Annotated in this window: 18 protein-coding genes; 8 read left to right on the top strand and 10 right to left on the bottom strand. The window is 73.4% G+C overall.

Annotated features, from left to right (window positions below; translation table 11 throughout):
• The first annotated feature begins 48 nt into the window (after window positions 1-48).
• Window positions 49-477 carry an SRPBCC family protein gene (locus EXE57_RS08025; RefSeq protein ID WP_135076124.1) on the top strand — a complete coding sequence of 143 codons (429 nt, stop codon included), beginning with the start codon at window positions 49-51 and terminating at the stop codon, window positions 475-477.
• Window positions 478-501: 24 nt separating this feature from the next.
• The gene (locus EXE57_RS08020; RefSeq protein WP_135076121.1) at window positions 502-1,998 is read left to right on the top strand and encodes a cryptochrome/photolyase family protein; all 1,497 of its coding nucleotides are present in this window, start codon (window positions 502-504) and stop codon (window positions 1,996-1,998) included.
• A 105-nt stretch (window positions 1,999-2,103) separates the two neighbouring features.
• Here EXE57_RS08020 and EXE57_RS08015 read toward each other — a convergent pair whose 3' ends face one another.
• The 4 genes from EXE57_RS08015 to glgA all read right to left on the bottom strand — a co-directional run bounded on the left by EXE57_RS08015 (window position 2,104) and on the right by glgA (window position 5,069).
• Window positions 2,104-2,985, bottom strand: coding sequence for a matrixin family metalloprotease (locus tag EXE57_RS08015; protein WP_135076118.1), 882 nt, complete (start codon window positions 2,983-2,985; stop codon window positions 2,104-2,106).
• A gap of 53 nt (window positions 2,986-3,038) precedes the next feature.
• A complete protein-coding gene (locus EXE57_RS08010) occupies window positions 3,039-3,389 on the bottom strand; it encodes a hypothetical protein (protein ID WP_135076115.1) in 351 nt (116 codons plus the stop codon).
• 77 nt (window positions 3,390-3,466) lie between these two features.
• Window positions 3,467-3,880: a DUF2237 family protein gene (locus EXE57_RS08005; RefSeq protein WP_135076112.1), complete on the bottom strand. Its 414-nt coding sequence runs from the start codon at window positions 3,878-3,880 to the stop codon at window positions 3,467-3,469.
• Window positions 3,870-5,069 (bottom strand): glycogen synthase, encoded by a 1,200-nt coding sequence (gene glgA / locus EXE57_RS08000; protein WP_135076109.1) that lies wholly within the window; start codon window positions 5,067-5,069, stop codon window positions 3,870-3,872. The genes EXE57_RS08005 and glgA overlap by 11 nt, the downstream gene beginning before the upstream one ends.
• A gap of 39 nt (window positions 5,070-5,108) precedes the next feature.
• On the opposite strand from glgA, the gene glgC reads away from it, so the two are divergent.
• Window positions 5,109-6,359, top strand: a complete 1,251-nt coding sequence (glgC, locus tag EXE57_RS07995) for a glucose-1-phosphate adenylyltransferase (RefSeq protein ID WP_135076106.1) — start codon at window positions 5,109-5,111, stop codon at window positions 6,357-6,359.
• 8 nt (window positions 6,360-6,367) lie between these two features.
• Here the strand turns inward: glgC and EXE57_RS07990 are convergent, their stop codons facing one another.
• The 4 genes from EXE57_RS07990 to EXE57_RS07975 form a co-directional block, all read right to left on the bottom strand.
• Window positions 6,368-7,138 (bottom strand): helix-turn-helix domain-containing protein, encoded by a 771-nt coding sequence (locus EXE57_RS07990; protein ID WP_135076103.1) that lies wholly within the window; start codon window positions 7,136-7,138, stop codon window positions 6,368-6,370.
• A gap of 221 nt (window positions 7,139-7,359) precedes the next feature.
• Window positions 7,360-7,950 carry a mismatch-specific DNA-glycosylase gene (locus EXE57_RS07985; RefSeq protein WP_135076100.1) on the bottom strand — a complete coding sequence of 197 codons (591 nt, stop codon included), beginning with the start codon at window positions 7,948-7,950 and terminating at the stop codon, window positions 7,360-7,362.
• Window positions 7,951-7,953: 3 nt separating this feature from the next.
• A complete protein-coding gene (locus tag EXE57_RS07980; RefSeq protein WP_135076097.1) occupies window positions 7,954-9,186 on the bottom strand; it encodes a phosphodiester glycosidase family protein in 1,233 nt (410 codons plus the stop codon).
• Between the two features lie 19 nt (window positions 9,187-9,205).
• Window positions 9,206-10,768 (bottom strand): alpha/beta hydrolase family protein, encoded by a 1,563-nt coding sequence (locus tag EXE57_RS07975; protein WP_135076094.1) that lies wholly within the window; start codon window positions 10,766-10,768, stop codon window positions 9,206-9,208.
• Between the two features lie 48 nt (window positions 10,769-10,816).
• On the opposite strand from EXE57_RS07975, the gene EXE57_RS07970 reads away from it, so the two are divergent.
• Window positions 10,817-11,974, top strand: a complete 1,158-nt coding sequence (locus tag EXE57_RS07970) for a site-specific DNA-methyltransferase (protein ID WP_135076091.1) — start codon at window positions 10,817-10,819, stop codon at window positions 11,972-11,974.
• A 4-nt stretch (window positions 11,975-11,978) separates the two neighbouring features.
• Here the strand turns inward: EXE57_RS07970 and EXE57_RS07965 are convergent, their stop codons facing one another.
• Entirely contained in the window at window positions 11,979-13,385 is a 1,407-nt protein-coding gene (locus EXE57_RS07965) for a WS/DGAT/MGAT family O-acyltransferase (protein ID WP_135076088.1), read from the bottom strand.
• Between the two features lie 146 nt (window positions 13,386-13,531).
• On the opposite strand from EXE57_RS07965, the gene EXE57_RS07960 reads away from it, so the two are divergent.
• From EXE57_RS07960 to EXE57_RS07945, 4 genes are all read left to right on the top strand, one after another.
• A complete protein-coding gene (locus EXE57_RS07960; RefSeq protein WP_135076084.1) occupies window positions 13,532-14,176 on the top strand; it encodes an HNH endonuclease family protein in 645 nt (214 codons plus the stop codon).
• A 164-nt stretch (window positions 14,177-14,340) separates the two neighbouring features.
• A complete protein-coding gene (locus EXE57_RS07955) occupies window positions 14,341-14,649 on the top strand; it encodes a hypothetical protein (RefSeq protein ID WP_135076081.1) in 309 nt (102 codons plus the stop codon).
• A gap of 41 nt (window positions 14,650-14,690) precedes the next feature.
• On the top strand, window positions 14,691-15,803 hold the full coding sequence (locus EXE57_RS07950) for an FUSC family protein (RefSeq protein WP_135076078.1): 1,113 nt from the start codon (window positions 14,691-14,693) through the stop codon (window positions 15,801-15,803).
• Complete coding sequence (locus tag EXE57_RS07945; RefSeq protein ID WP_208543006.1) at window positions 15,800-16,870, top strand: DNA polymerase IV; 1,071 nt, start codon at window positions 15,800-15,802, stop codon at window positions 16,868-16,870. The genes EXE57_RS07950 and EXE57_RS07945 overlap by 4 nt, the downstream gene beginning before the upstream one ends.
• On the opposite strand, the gene EXE57_RS07940 is transcribed toward EXE57_RS07945, so the two are convergent.
• Window positions 16,864-17,406 carry a ribonuclease FAU-1 family protein gene (locus EXE57_RS07940; protein WP_135076075.1) on the bottom strand — a complete coding sequence of 181 codons (543 nt, stop codon included), beginning with the start codon at window positions 17,404-17,406 and terminating at the stop codon, window positions 16,864-16,866. The genes EXE57_RS07945 and EXE57_RS07940 overlap by 7 nt on opposite strands.
• Window positions 17,407-17,415 lie beyond the last annotated feature (9 nt).

Raw genomic sequence — 17,415 nt, 5'->3', positions numbered from 1 at the left:
CTCGCCACGTCAGGCGGTCCGTCAGGGGCGGCTGGCTAGGGTCGAGCCATGATGATCCAGCGCACGGTCGAGACCCAGGCCGCCCCCGCCGCGGTGTTCGACTACCTGAGCGACTTCACCCGGACCACCGAGTGGGACCCGGGGACCGTCTCGACGGTCCGCGTGGAGGGCGACGGTGGCGTCGGGACCGTCTACGACAACGTCTCGGAGTTCAACGGCCGCAAGACCGAGCTGCGCTACACGGTGGTCGACCACGTGCCCCATGCCCTGGTCCGGCTGCGGGGCGAGAACAAGACGGTCACCGCGATCGACACCATGGAGATCGCCGCCGTCGGCGACGGCAGCAGCGTCACCTACACGGCCGACTTCACGTTCAAGGGCGTCGCCAAACTCGTCACGCCCTTCCTCGGCGGCGCCTTCAAGAAGCTGGGCGACGAGGCCGAGCAGGGGCTGCGCGAGGCGCTCGCGAAGCTCTGACGCCGGCTTCGACATGACGTTGACATGACCAGGCTGCGGTGGCTCCTCGGGGACCAGCTCGGGCCGCACTTCGTCCACGACCACCGCGGCCCGGTGCTGCTGGTGGAGTCCCGGGCGGTCTTCGTGCGGCGACGCTTCCACCGTGCGAAGGCGCACCTCGTCCTTTCCGCGATGCGCCATCGGGCCGCCGAGCTGGGCGACAGGACGACGTACGTCAACAGCGAGACGTACGCGCCGGCCGTGCGGGAGCACGCCGGGTCCGGGCCGGTGCAGGTGGTGCACCCGACGTCGTACGCGGCGCTCGGGCTGGTCCGTCGGCTCGCCGAGGAGCTCGACCTCACCGTGCTCGACGCCCGTGGGTTCGCCACGAGCCGCGACGACTTCACCGCCTGGGCCGACGGGCGGGGCGGACGCCGGCTGCTGATGGAGGACTTCTACCGTGACGCGCGCCGCCGCCACGGGGTGCTGCTCGACGGCGGCGGCCCGGCCGGGGGTCGCTGGAACTTCGACGAGGACAACCGCGAGCCGCCCCCGCGCGGTGCGGACACCCTCGGCGTCCCCGAGCCCTGGTGGCCGGAGGAGGACGACATCGACGCCGAGGTCCGCGAGGACCTCGACCGGTGGGAGCGTAACGGGGACGTCACCTTCCTCGGGCGCGACGGGCCGCGGCGCTTCCCGGCGACGCGACGCGAGGCGCTGGCCGCGCTGGACCGCTTCGTCGAGCACCGGCTGCCCCACTTCGGCGCCCACGAGGACGCCGTGCTGGAGGGCGACCCCTGGATGGCGCACTCGTTGGTCTCCGCACCGCTCAACCTCGGGCTGCTCGAACCGCTCGAGGTGGTCCGCCGCGCCGAGGAGGCGTACCTGTCCGGCGACGCGCCGATCGCGGCGGTCGAGGGGTTCGTGCGGCAGGTGCTCGGCTGGCGCGACTACGTCTGGCACCTCTACTGGCACCTCGGGCCGTCCTACCGCCGGCGCAACGAGCTGTCCGCGACCGAGCGGGTGCCGCAGTGGTTCCGCGAGCTCGACGCGGCCGCGACCGACGCGCGCTGCCTCTCCCACACGCTGGACCAGGTGGCGACCCACGGCTGGGTGCACCACATCCCGCGGCTGATGGTCCTGGGGTCGTACGCGATGCAGCGAGGCTGGTCGCCCTCCCAGGTGACCGACTGGTTCCACCGGGCCTTCGTCGACGGCTACGACTGGGTGATGGTTCCCAACGTGGTCGGGATGTCGCAGCACGCGGACGGCGGTGTGATGGCCACCAAGCCCTACACGTCCGGCGGTGCCTACCTGAACCGGATGACCGACCACTGCGGGTCGTGCCGGTTCGACCCCACGGTGCGGGTGGGCGAGGACGCCTGCCCCTTCACGGCGGGCTACTGGTGGTTCCTCGACCGCCACCGGGAGCGCTTCGCCGGCAACCAGCGGATGGCCCAGGCCGTGCGGGGCCTCGACCGGCTGTCCGACCTCGACGGGCTCGTCGCCCAGGAGGAGTCCCGCGGCAACCGCCCGCCGTGACGGATGACGTCGAGATGGGCCCCCGCAACGCATGAGGTGGGCCCGCGTACCACCGGCAGTGGTGCGGAGGCCCAGGTCGACGGTTGCGGAGGCCCATCTCGACGATCAGCGGCAGGGGATCGAGCCCAGCCGGGCCAGGCCCTCGAGGTCGCCGGGACCGTACGTCGTCCGCCCGACGTTCTCGGCGTACATCAGCTCGTCGGGGTCGTCGACGTGGTCCAGCCCCACGACGTGGCCGAGCTCGTGGTCGACGATCGCCTGCAGCGAGGCGCGTTCCTCGCCGCTGCTGGTGCCGTCGAAGACCTCGGTGTCGAGGGCGATCGAGCCGGTGACGAAGTAGTCGCGACCCAGGCTGTCGCGGACCGCCAGGCTGCCGCCCAGGCCGGCGACGTCGCCGGCGAGACCGTCGAGCTCGTCCTCGTCGGCGAACCCGATCACCACCGGTCTCGGCGTCCCGGAGAACGCTCCGCGCTGCACCGGGTCGAAGGGGCGGTCGTCGGTGGTGCCGCGGTCGACGAGCTCGAGGCCGGTGGCCCACTCGGTGTGCGCGACGCCGTCGGCGACCAGCTCCTCCCAGTCCGGGGGAGCGTCCGCGGTGTTGACGACGTACTCGACGGGGCTGCACGGGTCGTAGCCGACCGGCTCGTCCGACCCCCGCTGCGTGGTGAGGAAGGCGAACGAGCCCTCGCCGGGGGTGTAGGCGGGCGGGCTGCCGTAGCGGTCCGGACCGAGTCCGAAGAGGCGGCGTACGGTCGCGAGCTCGTCGCCCGGCCCGACCAGGACCACCCCGACCATCAGCAGGGCGGTCACCACCAGCCCGGCCAGCACCGGTGAGCCGCGTCGCCGCCGGACGTGGCGGGCCGGTGCACTGTCCGGCAGGGTGCCGAGGCCGTGCTCCCGGTCCAGCCGGTCGAGCTCCCGCATCGCAGCCTCGAGCTCGCGCCGTCGACGTCGCTGCTCGCGGCTGCTGGGTGGTCGGTCCGGCACGGGCTCGATTATGGGGCAGGCCCGGTGAGCCCGCAGCGGATCCCCGGGTGGAGCTACGACGTCAGGATCCCGAGCCCCTCGGCCACCTGCTGCAGCATCAGGGCGGTCATGAGGGCGCCGACCACCGTGGCGGTCACGACCGGCCACGAACGGTCGTGCCGACGCAGCAGCGCGAGGCCGCCGGCGACGACCGACCCTCCTGCGCAGGCGAGGACGGCCGCGCCCCAGCCGGTGAGCAGCCAGTTGTCGGCGAAGCCGTCGGCCGACTCCACCCCGAGGGCGAACGCCACGACCGACGCCGCCATCCCCGCGAGGGAGGCGCCCGCCAGCGCCACGGCCCACCTGCCGGCCCGGGAACCGGGTGACGACCGGCGGTGGTGGGCGCTCGGGGCGGTGGTGCTCATGTCGCCAGCGTGCGCGTCCCCGAGCCCTCCGGACAGGGGCGAAGGTCCTCGACCGGGTGGGCCGGGGCGAGCAGGGCTCAGACGAGGCCGGAGAGGTCGGGCGGGACGTCGACGGACTGCTCGGTCAGGATCTCGAGGGGGATCAGCTCGAGGGCGCGGTAGTTGGTCGCGGCCAGCACGACCGGCGCCGGGACGCCCGCCTGGTAGGACTGCCACCACCGGCCGGCGACCACGCACCAGCGGTCACCCGGGTGCAGGCCGGGGAACTGCCACTCCGGCCGCGGCGTCGAGAGGTCGTTGCCGACCGAGGACTGGTGGGCGAGGAACTCCTCGGTCATCACCGCGCAGACGGCGTGCAGCCCCGGGTCGATCGGTCCACAGGTGCAGCTCCCGTCGCGGTAGAAGCCCGTCAGCGGGTCGGTGCCGCAGGGCTCCAGCGGACCGCCGAGGACGTTGTGCTGCGTCGACGGCTCGGGCTCCTCAGGCTCCACCGGCGACCACCCCGTCGTAGACACCGACGGTGCGTTCCGCGATCGCCCCCCAGCTGAAGGAGTCGCGGGCACGCTGGCGACCGGCTCGGCCCATCGCCGCGGCCCGGCCGGGGTCGGTCACCAGCGACGTCAGCGCCTCGGCGAACGCCGCCACGTACGCCTCGGGGTCCAGCGGCGTGCCCGTGCCGTCGTCGGCCTGGTCGATGGGCACGAGCAGCCCGGTGTCGTCGTGGACGACCACCTCGGGGATCCCGCCCGTCGCGGTCGCGACGACCGCGGTCTCGCACGCCATCGCCTCGAGGTTGACGATCCCGAGAGGCTCGTAGATCGACGGGCAGGCGAAGACCGTCGCCGCGGTGAGCAGTGTCACGACGTCTTGCCGCGGCAGCATCTCGCGGATCCAGACCACCCCGGAGCGACCGTCGGCGAGCGAGGCCGCCAGGCCCTCGACCTCGGCCTCGATCTCGGGTGTGTCCGGCGCACCGGCGCACAGCACGATCTGCACCTCGGGCGGCAGCGCCGCACAGGCCCGCAGGAAGAGCGGCAGCCCCTTCTGGCGGGTGATCCGCCCGACGAAGACGACGCTCGGTCGGTCGGGGTCCACGCCCAGCGCGCGCACCCGGTCGGGGTCGTGGACAGGTGCCCAGTCGTCGGTGTCGATGCCGTTGTGGACCACGTGGACCCGCTCGGGGTCGAGCGCGGGGTAGCAGCGCAGCACGTCCTCACGCATCGCCGCGGACACCGCGATCACGGCCGCGGCTCCCTCGTAGGCCGTCCGCTCGGCCCACGACGAGACGGCGTAGCCGCCGCCGAGCTGCTCGGCCTTCCACGGGCGGAGCGGCTCCAGCGAGTGGGCGCTCACCACGTGGGGCACGTCGTGCAGCAGCCCGGCGAGGTGACCGGCCATGTTGGCGTACCAGGTGTGGGAGTGGACCAGGTCGGCTCCCGCGCAGGCGTCCGCGATCGCGAGGTCGACGCCCAGCGTGCGCAACGCGGCGTTGGCGCCGGCCAGCTCCGCGGGCTCGGCGTACGACGACGTCAACGGCTCGTCCCGCGGGGCCCCGAAGGCGTGCACCCGGGTCTCCAGCCCGGGCCGCGCCCGGAGCGCCCGGACCAGCTCGGCCACGTGGACACCGGCCCCTCCGTAGACCTCCGGGGGGTACTCCTTGCTGAGCACGTCGACACGCATGGATCGACGCTACCGCCGAACGTGGCTAGTTTGGACGGCATGAGGCGCGAACCGAGACTGAACGTGCTCGCGATCGTGCTGGCAGGCGGGGAGGGCAAGCGGCTGATGCCGCTCACTGCCGACCGCGCCAAGCCGGCCGTTCCCTTCGCCGGCATCTACCGCTTGATCGACTTCGCGCTGTCGAACGTCGTCAACTCCGGCTACCTCCAGGTCGTGGTGCTGACGCAGTACAAGTCGCACAGCCTGGACCGGCACGTCACCCAGACCTGGCGGATGTCGACGATGCTCGGCAACTACGTCACGCCGGTGCCGGCGCAGCAACGGGTCGGCAAGCGGTGGTACCTCGGCAGCGCCGACGCGATCTTCCAGAGCCTCAACCTGATCCACGACGAGAAGCCCGACATCATCGTCGTGGTGGGCGCCGACCACGTCTACCGGATGGACTTCAGCCAGATGGTCGAGCAGCACGTCGAGACCGGGGCCGCCTGCACGGTCGCTGCGATCCGGCAGCCGATCGGGCTGGCGGACCAGTTCGGCGTCATCGACGTCCTGCCCGAGGACCCCACCCGGATCCGCGAGTTCCTCGAGAAGCCCACCGACCCGATCGGCCTCCCCGACAGCCCGCAGGAGGTGCTGGCGTCGATGGGCAACTACGTCTTCGACGCCGACGCCCTGGTGGAGGCCGTCACCCGCGACGCCGACCTCGACGACAGCGCCCACGACATGGGCGGCGACATCGTGCCCGCGTTCGTACGTCGGGAGCAGGCGTCGGTCTACGACTTCAAGAACAACGAGGTGCCCGGCGCGACCGACCGCGACCGCGGCTACTGGCGTGACGTCGGGACGCTGGGCTCCTACTACGCCGCCCACATGGACGTGGTCAGCCCGCTGCCGATCTTCAACCTCTACAACCGCGACTGGCCGATGTACACCTCCTACGGCCCGCAGCCGCCGGTCAAGATCGTCCAGGGCGCGGGCCAGCGGGCCGCGGAGATCGGGGACGCGGTGCTCTCGCCGGGCGCGGTCGTCACCGGAGGTGCCGTCGACCGGTCCGTGCTTTCGCCGGACGTGCGCGTCGAGAGCGGCGCCGAGGTGACCGACAGCGTGCTCCTCAACGGGGTCCGGGTCGGGGCCGGCGCGGTCGTCCGCAACGCGATCCTCGACAAGAACGTGGTCGTCCCGCCGGGCGCGCAGATCGGGGTCGACCCCGAGGTCGACCTGGCGCGCGGCTTCGTCGTCGAGGACGGGTTGACGGTGCTCGGCAAGGGGCAGAAGTTCCCCGACGCCTGAGGGCGGACCTAGCGCCCGGCGTCCACCTGGGAGGACGCCCACACCGAGTACCTCGCGCCGGCGGCGAACCGGGTCTCGCAACCGAGCTCGTCGAGGATCCGGGCCACCTCCGTCCGGAAGGTCCGCAGCGAGACGCCGAGCCGCTCCGCCGCGTCGGTGTCACGCAGGCCGGACGTCAGCAGTCGTGCGACGGCGTGCTGGCGCGGCGTGAGGCTGACCCCCTCGGGCGCGACGAGGGCCGAGGCGGCGACCGACGTACGTCGGACCGCGTCGAGGTAGCCCGTGGCGGCCCGGATCGCAGGCGCTCCCCGCAGCCAGAGCAGCCCGACCTGCGCGCAGTTGTCAGGCCCCGCGACGAGCACCTCGTCGAGGTCGTAGAGCTTCATCTGCATCGGCCCGTAGCCGACGTGGTAGGGCATCCCCTCGGAGCTGCCGAGCACGCGGATCATCTCGGGGGTGACGGCGCCGGCGTCGAAGTAGCTGGTCATCGGCAGCGACCGCTGGTGGACCAGGGTCCGGTTGTGCCGGTCGGAGGCGATGAGCGCCTCCAGTGACTCCACCCACCGGGTGACAGTGGTGAGCTGACGCGCGCGGTAGCAGCGGTCGAGGACGAGCTGCGGTGCCTGGGCCCGTGGGGTCACGACCATCCGGAAGGAGTCGGTCTCGGCCTGCCCGGTGCGCTGCCAGCGGTCGCACGCCTGCTGCCGGAGCATCATGAGCGGCAACGCGGCGTCGGACACCTCGAGCTGGCTGCGCGGACTGACCAGTCCTGCCACCACGGCGGTCTCCTTCCGAGTCGTTCGCGACCACGTTGCACCAACCTGCAGGACACGTTGCCCGCCCGGCCGGGCGGGGGCAACCTGTGACACGCACGCGCCGGACGAGCCGGTAGGTGGTGACGCGGGGGTCTCCACCTCCCGACGCGGTCATGGGGTCGCGCCGCGTCGTGCCGGGGCCCAGTCTGCCCTGAATCCTGCGGTCGGGTGACCGGTCCGACCGGTCACCCGCTCCGCGGGGCTGCGTCGTCGATCACACCCGCCGCACGGGCTGGAGCGGCGTACGCCGTGGCGAGCGAGGCGACGGTCTCGTGGGCGTTGAGCCCGCTCGGGTTGGGCACCACCCACAGCTCGCTCCCGGCCAGCGGCTCCGGCTGCCGCCCGGGCACTGCCTGCCGCACGCCGAAGGCCGAGCGGTACGCGGTGATGCCGGCGACCGCCACCACCCGCGGCCGTACCCGCGCCACCAGCGCGGCCAGCGCCTCCCCGCCGGCCCGGAGCTCGGCGGCGTCGAGCTCGGACGCCTTGGCCGTCGCCCGGCGGACCAGGTTGGTGATGCCGATGCCTCGGGAGACCAGGTGCGCCCGGTCGTCCTCGGTCATGCCCGCGGCGGGGTCGATCCGCCGCTCCACGATGCCGGCCAGCGCCAGGGCGGGGTAGAAGCGGTTGACCGGGTGCGCGAAGTGGGTGCGGGTGGCGGCGGTCCACAGCCCGGGGTTGATGCCGACGAAGAGCAGCCGGCAGTCGGGACCCAGCAGGTCCGGGACCTCGGCGTCGCGGAAGGCCTCCAGCTCGGCGCGCGTGAAGCGGGGCACCGGCTAGCCGACCAGGACAGCCAGGCCGTCGGGGATCGGCCGCTGCGCGCCATCGGAGGGGGAGCTGAGCACCCGCAGCCTTCCCGCCCCGGTCAGGCCGGCGAGGGTGCTCGAGCCACCGCCGTCGAGGTTGAGGGCGGTCTCGGCCCCGAGGCGACGCATCAGCCGGGCGAGCTCCACCATCGTCAGGCCGCGGCTGTGGTCCTGCCGGCCGTCGACGACGAGCAGCAGGATCCGGCCGGTGTCGCGGTCGATGCCGATCGCGGTGCGGGGGTGGAGGTAGACGTCGTCGGACACCCGGACCCGGCCCTGGCGCAGCAGCACGGACTCCCCACCGAGGGCCACGTCGTAGGACTCCGGGATCCCCCACGCGACGGTCGCCGGCGCGCCCACCCGCAACCGCGCGAGCTGCTCGGCGCCGGGCCCGCGTCCGATCAGGACCGTGCCGCGGATCCGGCGGTCACGGGGGAGTCGGGTGGAGCGCGAGACCACGACCCCGTCGCGGACCACGACCATCCGGACGTTGCGGCGCTGGCCGTCGGTGACGGAGTAGCCGGACGTCCTGCCCCAGGCCCTGGTGTAGATGCCGACCCGGCCCTCGCGGACGCGCGGGGAGTTCACGTTGGTGATCTCGAGCATCGGGCGCTCGGCGATGCTCGCCTGCATCGTGACCGGCCCGATCCGGGTGGTCCCGTCGCGGGCGATCGTGAAGGTGTTCTTCCACGTGTACTTCGCGGCGTGCAGGAAGCCGCGCTCGCGGTCCCGGCCGACGCCCAGCGGGGCGCCGGTGTCGTCGATGTCGAAGAAGCCGCCGTTGATGCCGGCGACGACGCCCTCGTCGCGACGCAGCAGCGCGGTGAGGGCACCGCGGCTCGCGACGGTGGACCCGGTCGCGTAGTCCAGCCGGACGCCCTTCTTCGCCAGGTCGACCGTGACCAGGTAGCTCCGGAAACGCCCGCGACGGTCGGTCCGGTCCCACCGCCGGTAGGAGACCCCGGGGGCGAGCGTGCGCTCCCGGACACCGGAGACGCGGGGACGGGTGCTGACCCCGGGACGCAGGTCGCGAGCGATCTCGCCGGGCAGTCCGTCCGAGGTCTGGCGGGGCTGGTCGCCGCTGCGGCCGCTGAGCGAGCCGCGGTCGCCGGACGGGTCCGGGCCCGGGTCGTCGGGGAGGATCGCCAGGCTCACCGCGGTGAGTCCGAGGGCGACGCAGGCGAGACCGATCCGGGAGAGCACGCGCTTCAGGATAGGTCGGTCAACGCCCCACGACCGGGAGATGGACGACCGTGTTGTCGAACACCACCGCACCCGGCGTACGGCTGCCCATGCCGACGAACGTGTCGCTCACCGGGGACGCCAGCAGGTAGAGCGTCTGGCCCGCCGGGACGTCGACGGCGACGGCCGGGAGCGGGACCCTGCGGCGCTCGCCGGTGACCGGTGTCGGCTCGCGCAGCGGCTCCACGTTGTTCTGGACCAGCGTCGCGTCGAGCGGGCTGCGGCCGACCGCGAGGCCGTAGAAGGCGCGGTTCTCGACCCCGAGGGCCGTCAGCCGGCCGGTGAAGTACGCCGACCCGGCGATCCGGATCGGTCCCTCGGCGACGGGGTGCGCGACCGGAGCCCCGGCCGCCTCGGTGATGGCGACGGTGCCGACCTCACGGGTGGCGTCCGGTCGGACGGATCGGACGGTCGTGCAGCGGCTGTCGCGGGTGGCGAGGTGGAGCCGCCCGTAGCCGCGCAGGTCGCGGTCGCGCCCCCGGAGCTGCTCGTCCATGAAGCGGCGGGCGAGGGCGTCGAAGTCGCCTCCGGCCAGCCGCTCGCTGCACGGGTCCGAGCTCACCTCCACACCCCGGGGCAGGAGGGCGGGGAGCACGTGGCCGCCGTTGTAGCCGACGAAGATGCTCTCCCGACGGGCCGCCGGGGTGAGGGCCCGGCGCCAGGTGTCGAGCCCCTGCTGGAGGCTGAAGAGGGTGTCGGTGTGGCCCTGGCCCATCAGGACCGGGATGTCGAGGCGGCGGCCCTGGTCGACGTGCCACCGCGGGCCGTTGCGGTCGAAGAAGCGCTGGATGTCGACGCTGCCGGGCGTGGACCCGTCGGGCCAGCGGCCGGTCGCCGAACCCTCGACCAGCGCCCGGTAGACCTTCGGCGGCAGCGCGTCGGTCGGCGCCGCGGCGGCGGAGAGGGCGTACGCCCACTCGGAGCGCACCACGTCGTCGGGGGCGAGGCTGTCGTTGAGGTCGTGCCACGTGATCTCCGGTGCGAGGGCGTCGTAGACCGGGATCCCGCGGCGCTGGATCGACATCAGGGCGCCGAGGTACTGGTAGCCACCGCCGTAGCTGCCGCCGATCGCCCCCAGCCGTGGGTCGCCGGGCCCGTCCTGCTGCACCCAGGGCAGCCGGGAGACGGCCCTGATCAGGCGGAGGTTGTCACGGCCCTCGAAGCGGGGGTTCTCGACGTGGGCGTAGCCACCGGACTCCCCGAAGCCGCGCTGGTCGAAGGAGAGCACGCCGTAGCCCGCCCGCAGCCACTGGTCGAAGGCTGCCGGGTCGGTCGTACGGGAGCCGCCCCAGCCGTGGCTGTGCATGACCAGCGGGACCGGGTCGCGGCGGGACGCCTCGGCCGGCCGGAAGAGCGTGTAGCAGATCTCGACCGGCTCGTCCGTGCCCGGCTCGGGGCGGCTCTCCAGGCAGTGGTCGGTGGCGGTCGGTCCGCTGGTGCGTGGTGCCTGGGCGATCGGGGCAGCCTGGGTGGCGACCGGGACGGCGCCGAGGAGGGTGGCCGCCAGGCCGAGCGCGAGCGTGGACACCAGGGAGGGGCGCATGCCTGCTCAACTCCGGCGCGCCGGATTGGTCACGGATACCCTGCCCGCGTGGGGCAGCCGAGCAACGTCTTCGTCGAGGGCGACAACCTGGAGGTGCTGGCGCGGCTCGAGCCCGGCTCCGTGGACCTCGTCTACATCGACCCGCCCTACAACACGGGCAACGAGTTCGCCTACCACGACCGCTTCGGCCGCCACGAGGCCTGGCTGGCGATGATGCGGCCCCGGCTCGGGCGTGCCCGTGAGGTGCTGGCCCCCGGCGGCGCGATCTTCGTCAGCATCGACGACAACGAGGCAGCCCACCTGCGGCTGCTCCTCGACGAGGTGTTCGGCGAGGACAACTTCCTGGCCCAGGTGGTGGTCAACCTCAACGCCAAGGGCCGTCAGCTCGGCGGTGGCTTCGCGACCAGCCACGAGTACCTCCTCGTGTACGCCCGGGACGCCTCGACCTGCGTCCTCGACGCCTCCACCACCGACACCGTCGACCCTGCCGACTTCCCGCTCACCGCCGCGGACGGGCGCCGCTACCGGCACCTGCCGTTGCGCAACACCAACAAGAAGTTCAACCCCGTCACCTCGCGGACCCTGCACTTCCCGGTGTGGGGCGACCCGGTCAGCGGGCGGGTCGCGACCGCTCCCTTCGCCGGGGCGGTCGAGGTGACCCCCGTCTTCGGCGACGGCACCCCAGCCGTGTGGCGGTGGTCGCGCCCCCGGATCGACGAGCGGCCCGACGACCTGGTCTGCCGCACCGTCACGGGGCGGCTGGGGGAGCGGGTCGACGTCTTCCAGCGGGACTGGCTCGCCCCCGACCGGCGCAAGAAGCTGCGCACGATCTGGCTCGCGGCCGAGGTGGGCTCCACCGACACGGCCGTGGCGGAGCTCAAGGACCTGGTGGGCCACGTCTTCGAGTCGCCCAAGCCGACGGGGTTGCTCAGGCGGATCCTGCACACCATGCCGGACGATGCGGCGGTGCTCGACTTCTTCGCCGGCAGCGGCACCACCGGCCACGCCGTGGCGCTCGCCAACGCCGAGGACGGCGGCACCCGGCGGTGCCTCTCGGTCAACTCCGCCGAGCCCACCCGCCCCGGCTCCAACGCGCATCGCGCCGGCCTGCTCACGGTCGCCGACATCACCAGGGCGCGGCTGCGGGCCGTCGCCGACACCGTCGGCGGCGGCTACGAGGAGCGCGCCCTGGCCGACCTGCGCTGACCGGTCAGACCCCGGCGGCCTTCTCCAGCGCCGAGAGCTCGTCGTCGAGGTGACCGAGCATGCGCTGCAGGTGGGGAACGGTCCGCCGGCAGCCGGTGAGCCCGAAGCACATCAGGCCGTCGTACGACGTGCAGGTGATGTTGAGGGCCATCCCGTTGATCGGGATCGACAACGGGTAGGTGCCGAGCAGCTGGGCACCGTTCCAGTAGTGCGTGGTCCGCGGGCCGGGGACGTTGCTGATGATCACGTTGTACGGCGGCCGCACCAGGCCCTGCATGCGCAGCAGCGGCGTCAGGATGGCCGGTGCCTGTCCCAGGGCGCTCATCGCCAGGATCTGTACCGGGGTCATCGACGACAGCGCCCGCTTGCCGTCCACCATCGACCGGTGCACCGCGTCCAGCCGGTCGGCCGGGTCGGCCCGCTCGGTGCCCATCTGCACCATGATCGAGCCGACCGCGTTGCCGCCCTCGGTGGAGGCGACGTGGGACTGCTGGGCCTTGAGCCCCACCGGGACCATCGCGACCAGGCTCTGCTCCGGCAGCGCGTCGTGCTCCAGCAGGTAGGTCCGCAGCGCTCCCGAGCACATCGCGATGACCACGTCGTTGATGGTCGTGCCGGTCGCCTTGCCGATCGTGCGGAGCCGCTCGACGGGCCAGTCCTGCGCGGCGAAGCGCCGCGAGCCGGTGATCGACTGGTTGAACATGGTCCGGGGCGCGTGGAGCGAGACCGCCGACGTCTCACCGCGCACCGACTTGTTGAGGGTGCGGACCAGCGCGCCGGGGAGCCCGGCGGCCTCGGCGGTGATCCCGAGCGCACTGCGGAGCGCCTGGACGGGGACCTCCTCGAGCCGGCGCTCGGCCCGCTCGCGCTCCTTGGCGACCTTCGACCGGTCCGGGACGGTGCCCCACGGGGCCGGCATGCCCCGCTTGTCCGGGTCGGTCGAGAGGACGCTCGCGAGCAGCCGCATCGCGCTGACGCCGTCGACCAGCGCGTGGTGGGTCTTGGTGTACATCGCCACGCGGCCGTCGGCGAGGCCCTCGATCACGCTGGCCTCCCACAGCGGTCGCTCCCAGGCGAGCCGGGTGCTGTGGAGCCTCGAGCACAGCTCGAGCAGCTCGCGCACGCGCCCCGGTCCGGGCAGGGCGCTGTGGCGGACGTGGTGCTCGATGTCGAACTGCTCGTCGGGCTTCCAGACCAGCTGGCCCGCGGTCCTCGCCGAGCGGTGGGGGTGCTTGAGGAACAGCGGCGCCACCTCGTCGACGTCACGCATCGCCTCGAACATCTCGCGGACGTAGTCGTCCCCGGCACCCTCGGGCTTGCGGAAGAGCTGCAGCCCACCGACGTGCATCGGCATGCTGCGGTTCTCGGCGAGCAGGAACGCCGTCGAGGTCGGGTCGATGGGTGTGACCATGCAGATCCTCCTGGGTGACGGCGGTCCTGCGATCCTCGCCGTTCACCGAGCCGTCGACAAGGGGACGCGGCGTTGCCCTTGCGGCGAGAGGTCCGCTGCGGCGAGGCTGCCACCCGGACCATCGACCAGTCATCTCGGGAGTGCTCATGTTCCGCCGGACCCTCACCCTGCTCGCGCTCGTGCTCGGCGTCGTCGTCGGCCTGCCCGCCACGGCGTACGCCGAGACCTACTCCGCGCCGCTGACCACGGCCATCGGCGACCTCACCGTCGCCAGCGAGGTCCGGACCGGCTACTCGCGCGACCTCTTCCCGCACTGGGTGGACGCCGACGGCGACGGCTGCCACGCCCGCAACGAGGTGCTGATCGAGGAGGCCGACGACCCGGTGACCGTCGGCTCGGGCTGCTCGCTGTCGGGAGGCCGCTGGTTCTCCTACTACGACCGCGTGTCGTGGACCAGCACCTCCGACGTCGACATCGACCACATGGTCCCGCTGGCCGAGGCCTGGGACTCGGGCGCACGGACGTGGAGCACGGCCACCCGCCAGTCCTACGCCAACGACCTCGGCGACCACCGCACCCTGGTCGGCGTCACCGACGACGTCAACCAGGCCAAGAGCGACCAGGACGTCGCCGAGTGGCTGCCGCAGTACGACCGGTGCCGCTACCTCCGTGAGTTCGTCGCGGTGAAGCTGCGCTGGCGGCTCAGCGTCGACTCGGCCGAGAAGTCCGCGATGACCTCGCTCGCCTCCTCGTGCACCAACGCCACGATCACGGTGACCCGCGCCCGCTGACGCCCGGCGCAACGGCAGGGCCCCTGCCACGAACCGTCCACAGCCGGGCGGCCCGGGCGTCCCTCCACAGGCCGCGGCCCGGGCGGCGGTTGCCGTCGTGCGCCGTCCCTAGCGTCCTCGTCAGGCGCCGGACCGACCGGCGCCACGACGAGGGGAGACGGTCGATGAGGAAGGTGTGGGTGGTCCTGGTGGCCACGCTGACGGGGTTGCTGCTGGGGGTCGCCGGGGCGGTCGGGGCGAGCGTGACCGACCCCGACACGATCGTGCGCGTGGAGGGCGACGCGGCCAACGGGTTCGGGATCCACCGTCACGACGGGTCGGCCCTGTTCCCGCCGACCGGCTCCGAGGCACGGGCCGAGTGCAGCGAGTACGACCGGCTCGGCCAGCGGGTGCGCTGCCGTACGGCGACCCGGGTCTGGTACCGCGAGCTGGCCGAGATCCAGCGGTCCCTGGAGTGGGCGCTGGCACAGTAGTCAGCCCTGGCCGGGGGGCGGCCTCTGGCAGGATCGTGGCCATGGAGGTCGCGCCGCTGGACCGGATCTGGGGCAGGGGGCGGAGCTCCCTGTCCGCCCGGCTCACGCGGACCCGCTCCAAGTCGTGGCAGATCGCGCAGTGCGCGATCGCCGCGGGGGTCGCCTGGTTCGTCGCGGCCGACCTGCTGGGCCACGAGACGCCCTTCTTCGCGCCGATCGCGGCAGTGGTCAGCCTCGGCACCTCCTACGGCCAGCGGCTGCGCCGGGTCGCGGAGGTGACGCTGGGTGTGGCGATCGGCGTCGCGGTCGCGGACCTGCTCGTCATCGGCATCGGAACCGGCGCCTGGCAGCTGACGCTGATCGTCGCGCTGGCGATGACCTCGGCGTTCCTGCTCGACGGCGGGCAGCTGTTCGTCACCCAGGCAGCGGTGCAGTCGATCGTGGTGGCCACGCTGCTGCCCCAGCCGGACGCCGCGTTCACGCGGTGGACCGACGCGCTGGTGGGCGGTGCGGTGGCGCTGGTCGCCGCGACCGTGGTGCCGGCAGCGCCGCTGCGCCGGCCCCGCGAGCAGGCCGCGGTCGTGCTGCGCAAGGTCGCTGCCCTGCTGCGGGCGGCCGGCGACGTGATGGACGACGGCGAGGTCGATCCCGCCCTGGAGCTGCTCGCCGACGCCCGCTCCACCGACTACCTCATCCGGGAGCTGCAGCTGGCGGCCGACGAGGGGCTGGCCGTGGTGGCGTCCTCGCCCTTCCGGGTGCGCCACCGGCCCGGCGTACGCCGGATGGCCGAGCTGGTCGACCCGCTGGACCGGGCGCTCCGGTCCACGCGCGTGCTGGTCCGCCACACGGCCGTGGCGGCCTACCACCGGCGGCCGGTCCCGCACGCCTACGCCGTCCTGGCGCGCGAGCTCGCCGACGCGGTCGACGAGGCGGCCGAGGAGCTGCACGCCAACCGGATGGCCGTCGGGGCGCGGCCGGCGCTGCTCGCGGTCGGTTTCGCGACCGGCCAGGTCGAGCGCTCCGCGGTGCTGTCGGCCGAGGTGGTGCTGGCCCAGCTGCGGGGGATCGTCGCCGACATGCTGCTGCTCACCGGCCTCGACCCGCTGGAGGCGACCGACGCGTTGCCACCCCCGCCGGGGTACCTCGAGCCGTGAGCGGTCCCCGGTGGGTGCTCCACGTCGACCTCGACCAGTTCCTGGCGGCGGTGGAGGTGCTGCGCCGGCCCGAGCTCGCCGGGCTCCCCGTCGTGGTCGGTGGCCGGGGCGTCGTCACGGAGCGCGCGGTCGTGTCGACGGCGTCCTACGAGGCGCGCGAGCACGGCATCCGGTCCGGCATGCCGCTGCGGACGGCCCACAAGAAGTGTCCCGACGCGGTCTTCCTGCCCGTCGACTTCCCCGTCTACGAGGACGCCTCGGCCCGGGTGATGGCGACCCTGCGCTCGCTGGAGTGGGGCGGCGTGCCGGTGGTGCTGGAGGTCCTCGGCTGGGACGAGGCCTTCCTGGGCGCCGGCGACGGGCACGGCGAGCTCGGCGACCCGGTGGCGTACGCGGCCGCGATCCGCCGGGCGGTGCTCGACGCGACCAGCCTGCACTGCTCGGTCGGCGTCGGCAACAACAAGCTGCAGGCCAAGATCGCCACCGACTTCGGCAAGCCGCGCGGGGTGTTCGTGCTGACCGACGAGACGTGGTTCCCCCACATGGGGGAGCGGCCGACCCGGGCACTGTGGGGCGTCGGCGCGAAGATCGCAGGACGGCTGTCCTCGCTCGGGATCGAGACCGTGCGCGACCTCGCGTCCTCCGACACCGAGACGCTGGCGGGGGAGTTCGGCCCGACGATGGGGCCGTGGTTCCACCGGCTCGGGCGGGGCGTCGACACCAGCCCGGTCGACGCGACCCCCTGGGTGCCACGCGCCCACGGTCACGAGGAGACCTTCCAGACCGACCTCGAGTGGCACGAGGTGCCCGACGCGGTGCGCGCGCTCACCGCTCGCGCGCTGGCCTCGATCGACGCGGAGGGGCGGCCGGCGATGCGGGTCCACCTCAAGGTCCGCTACCGCTCGTTCTTCACCCTGACGCGGTCGCGCAAGTTGCCCGAGCCCTCCCGCGACCTGGCCGTGCTGGGCGACGCGGCCGTGGCGCTGCTCGACCGCGTCGAGCAGGACAAGCAGGTGCGGCTGCTCGGCGTACGGCTGGAGATGGTGCCGCCCGAGGGCGGCTACTGAGGGGTCCGGTCGGCCGCGAGGACGGCCAGCCACGCCCGGCTGCTGCTCCCGTCGAACGGCGGCTCCCCGCGGCGGACGACGTCCTCGACCGACCGACAGGACGCGAGGGCCCCGGCCACGAGCTGCTCCGGGTACGCCCACCGCTCACGGTGGTCCGCGAACTCGTCCTCGTCGTCGACCCACACCCGCCCGGTCAGCCCCTGCACCACGTCGAGGTCGAGGTCGACCGAGCGGACGGTGGCGCCGTCCCAGGCCGGGGGCGTGGCGATGTCGACGTAGACCCGCACGCTGCCGCGCGGGTCGTGGAAGGCCGCGATCCAGCCCCGCTCGGGCAACCCGTCGTGGGGCACCAGCCCGACCTGGTCGTACGGCGCGACGTAGTCGGCCCCGGGGCGGGTGAAGCGCGACCCCGCCGGGAAGCCGATCCAGTCGCCGTGCTCGTCGGCCCCGAGGTAGCGGCCGGCGAAGACCCAGTGCGGCCGGTCCGGCCACTTGGTCATCTCGCAGCGGACCGGTGTCCCGGGCTCGAACCTCACGGGTCGTGT

Origin of the sequence: Nocardioides euryhalodurans (genome assembly GCF_004564375.1) — a bacterium.
Taxonomy (GTDB): domain Bacteria; phylum Actinomycetota; class Actinomycetes; order Propionibacteriales; family Nocardioidaceae; genus Nocardioides; species Nocardioides euryhalodurans.
This window is presented reverse-complemented; position numbering and strand designations above follow the sequence as displayed.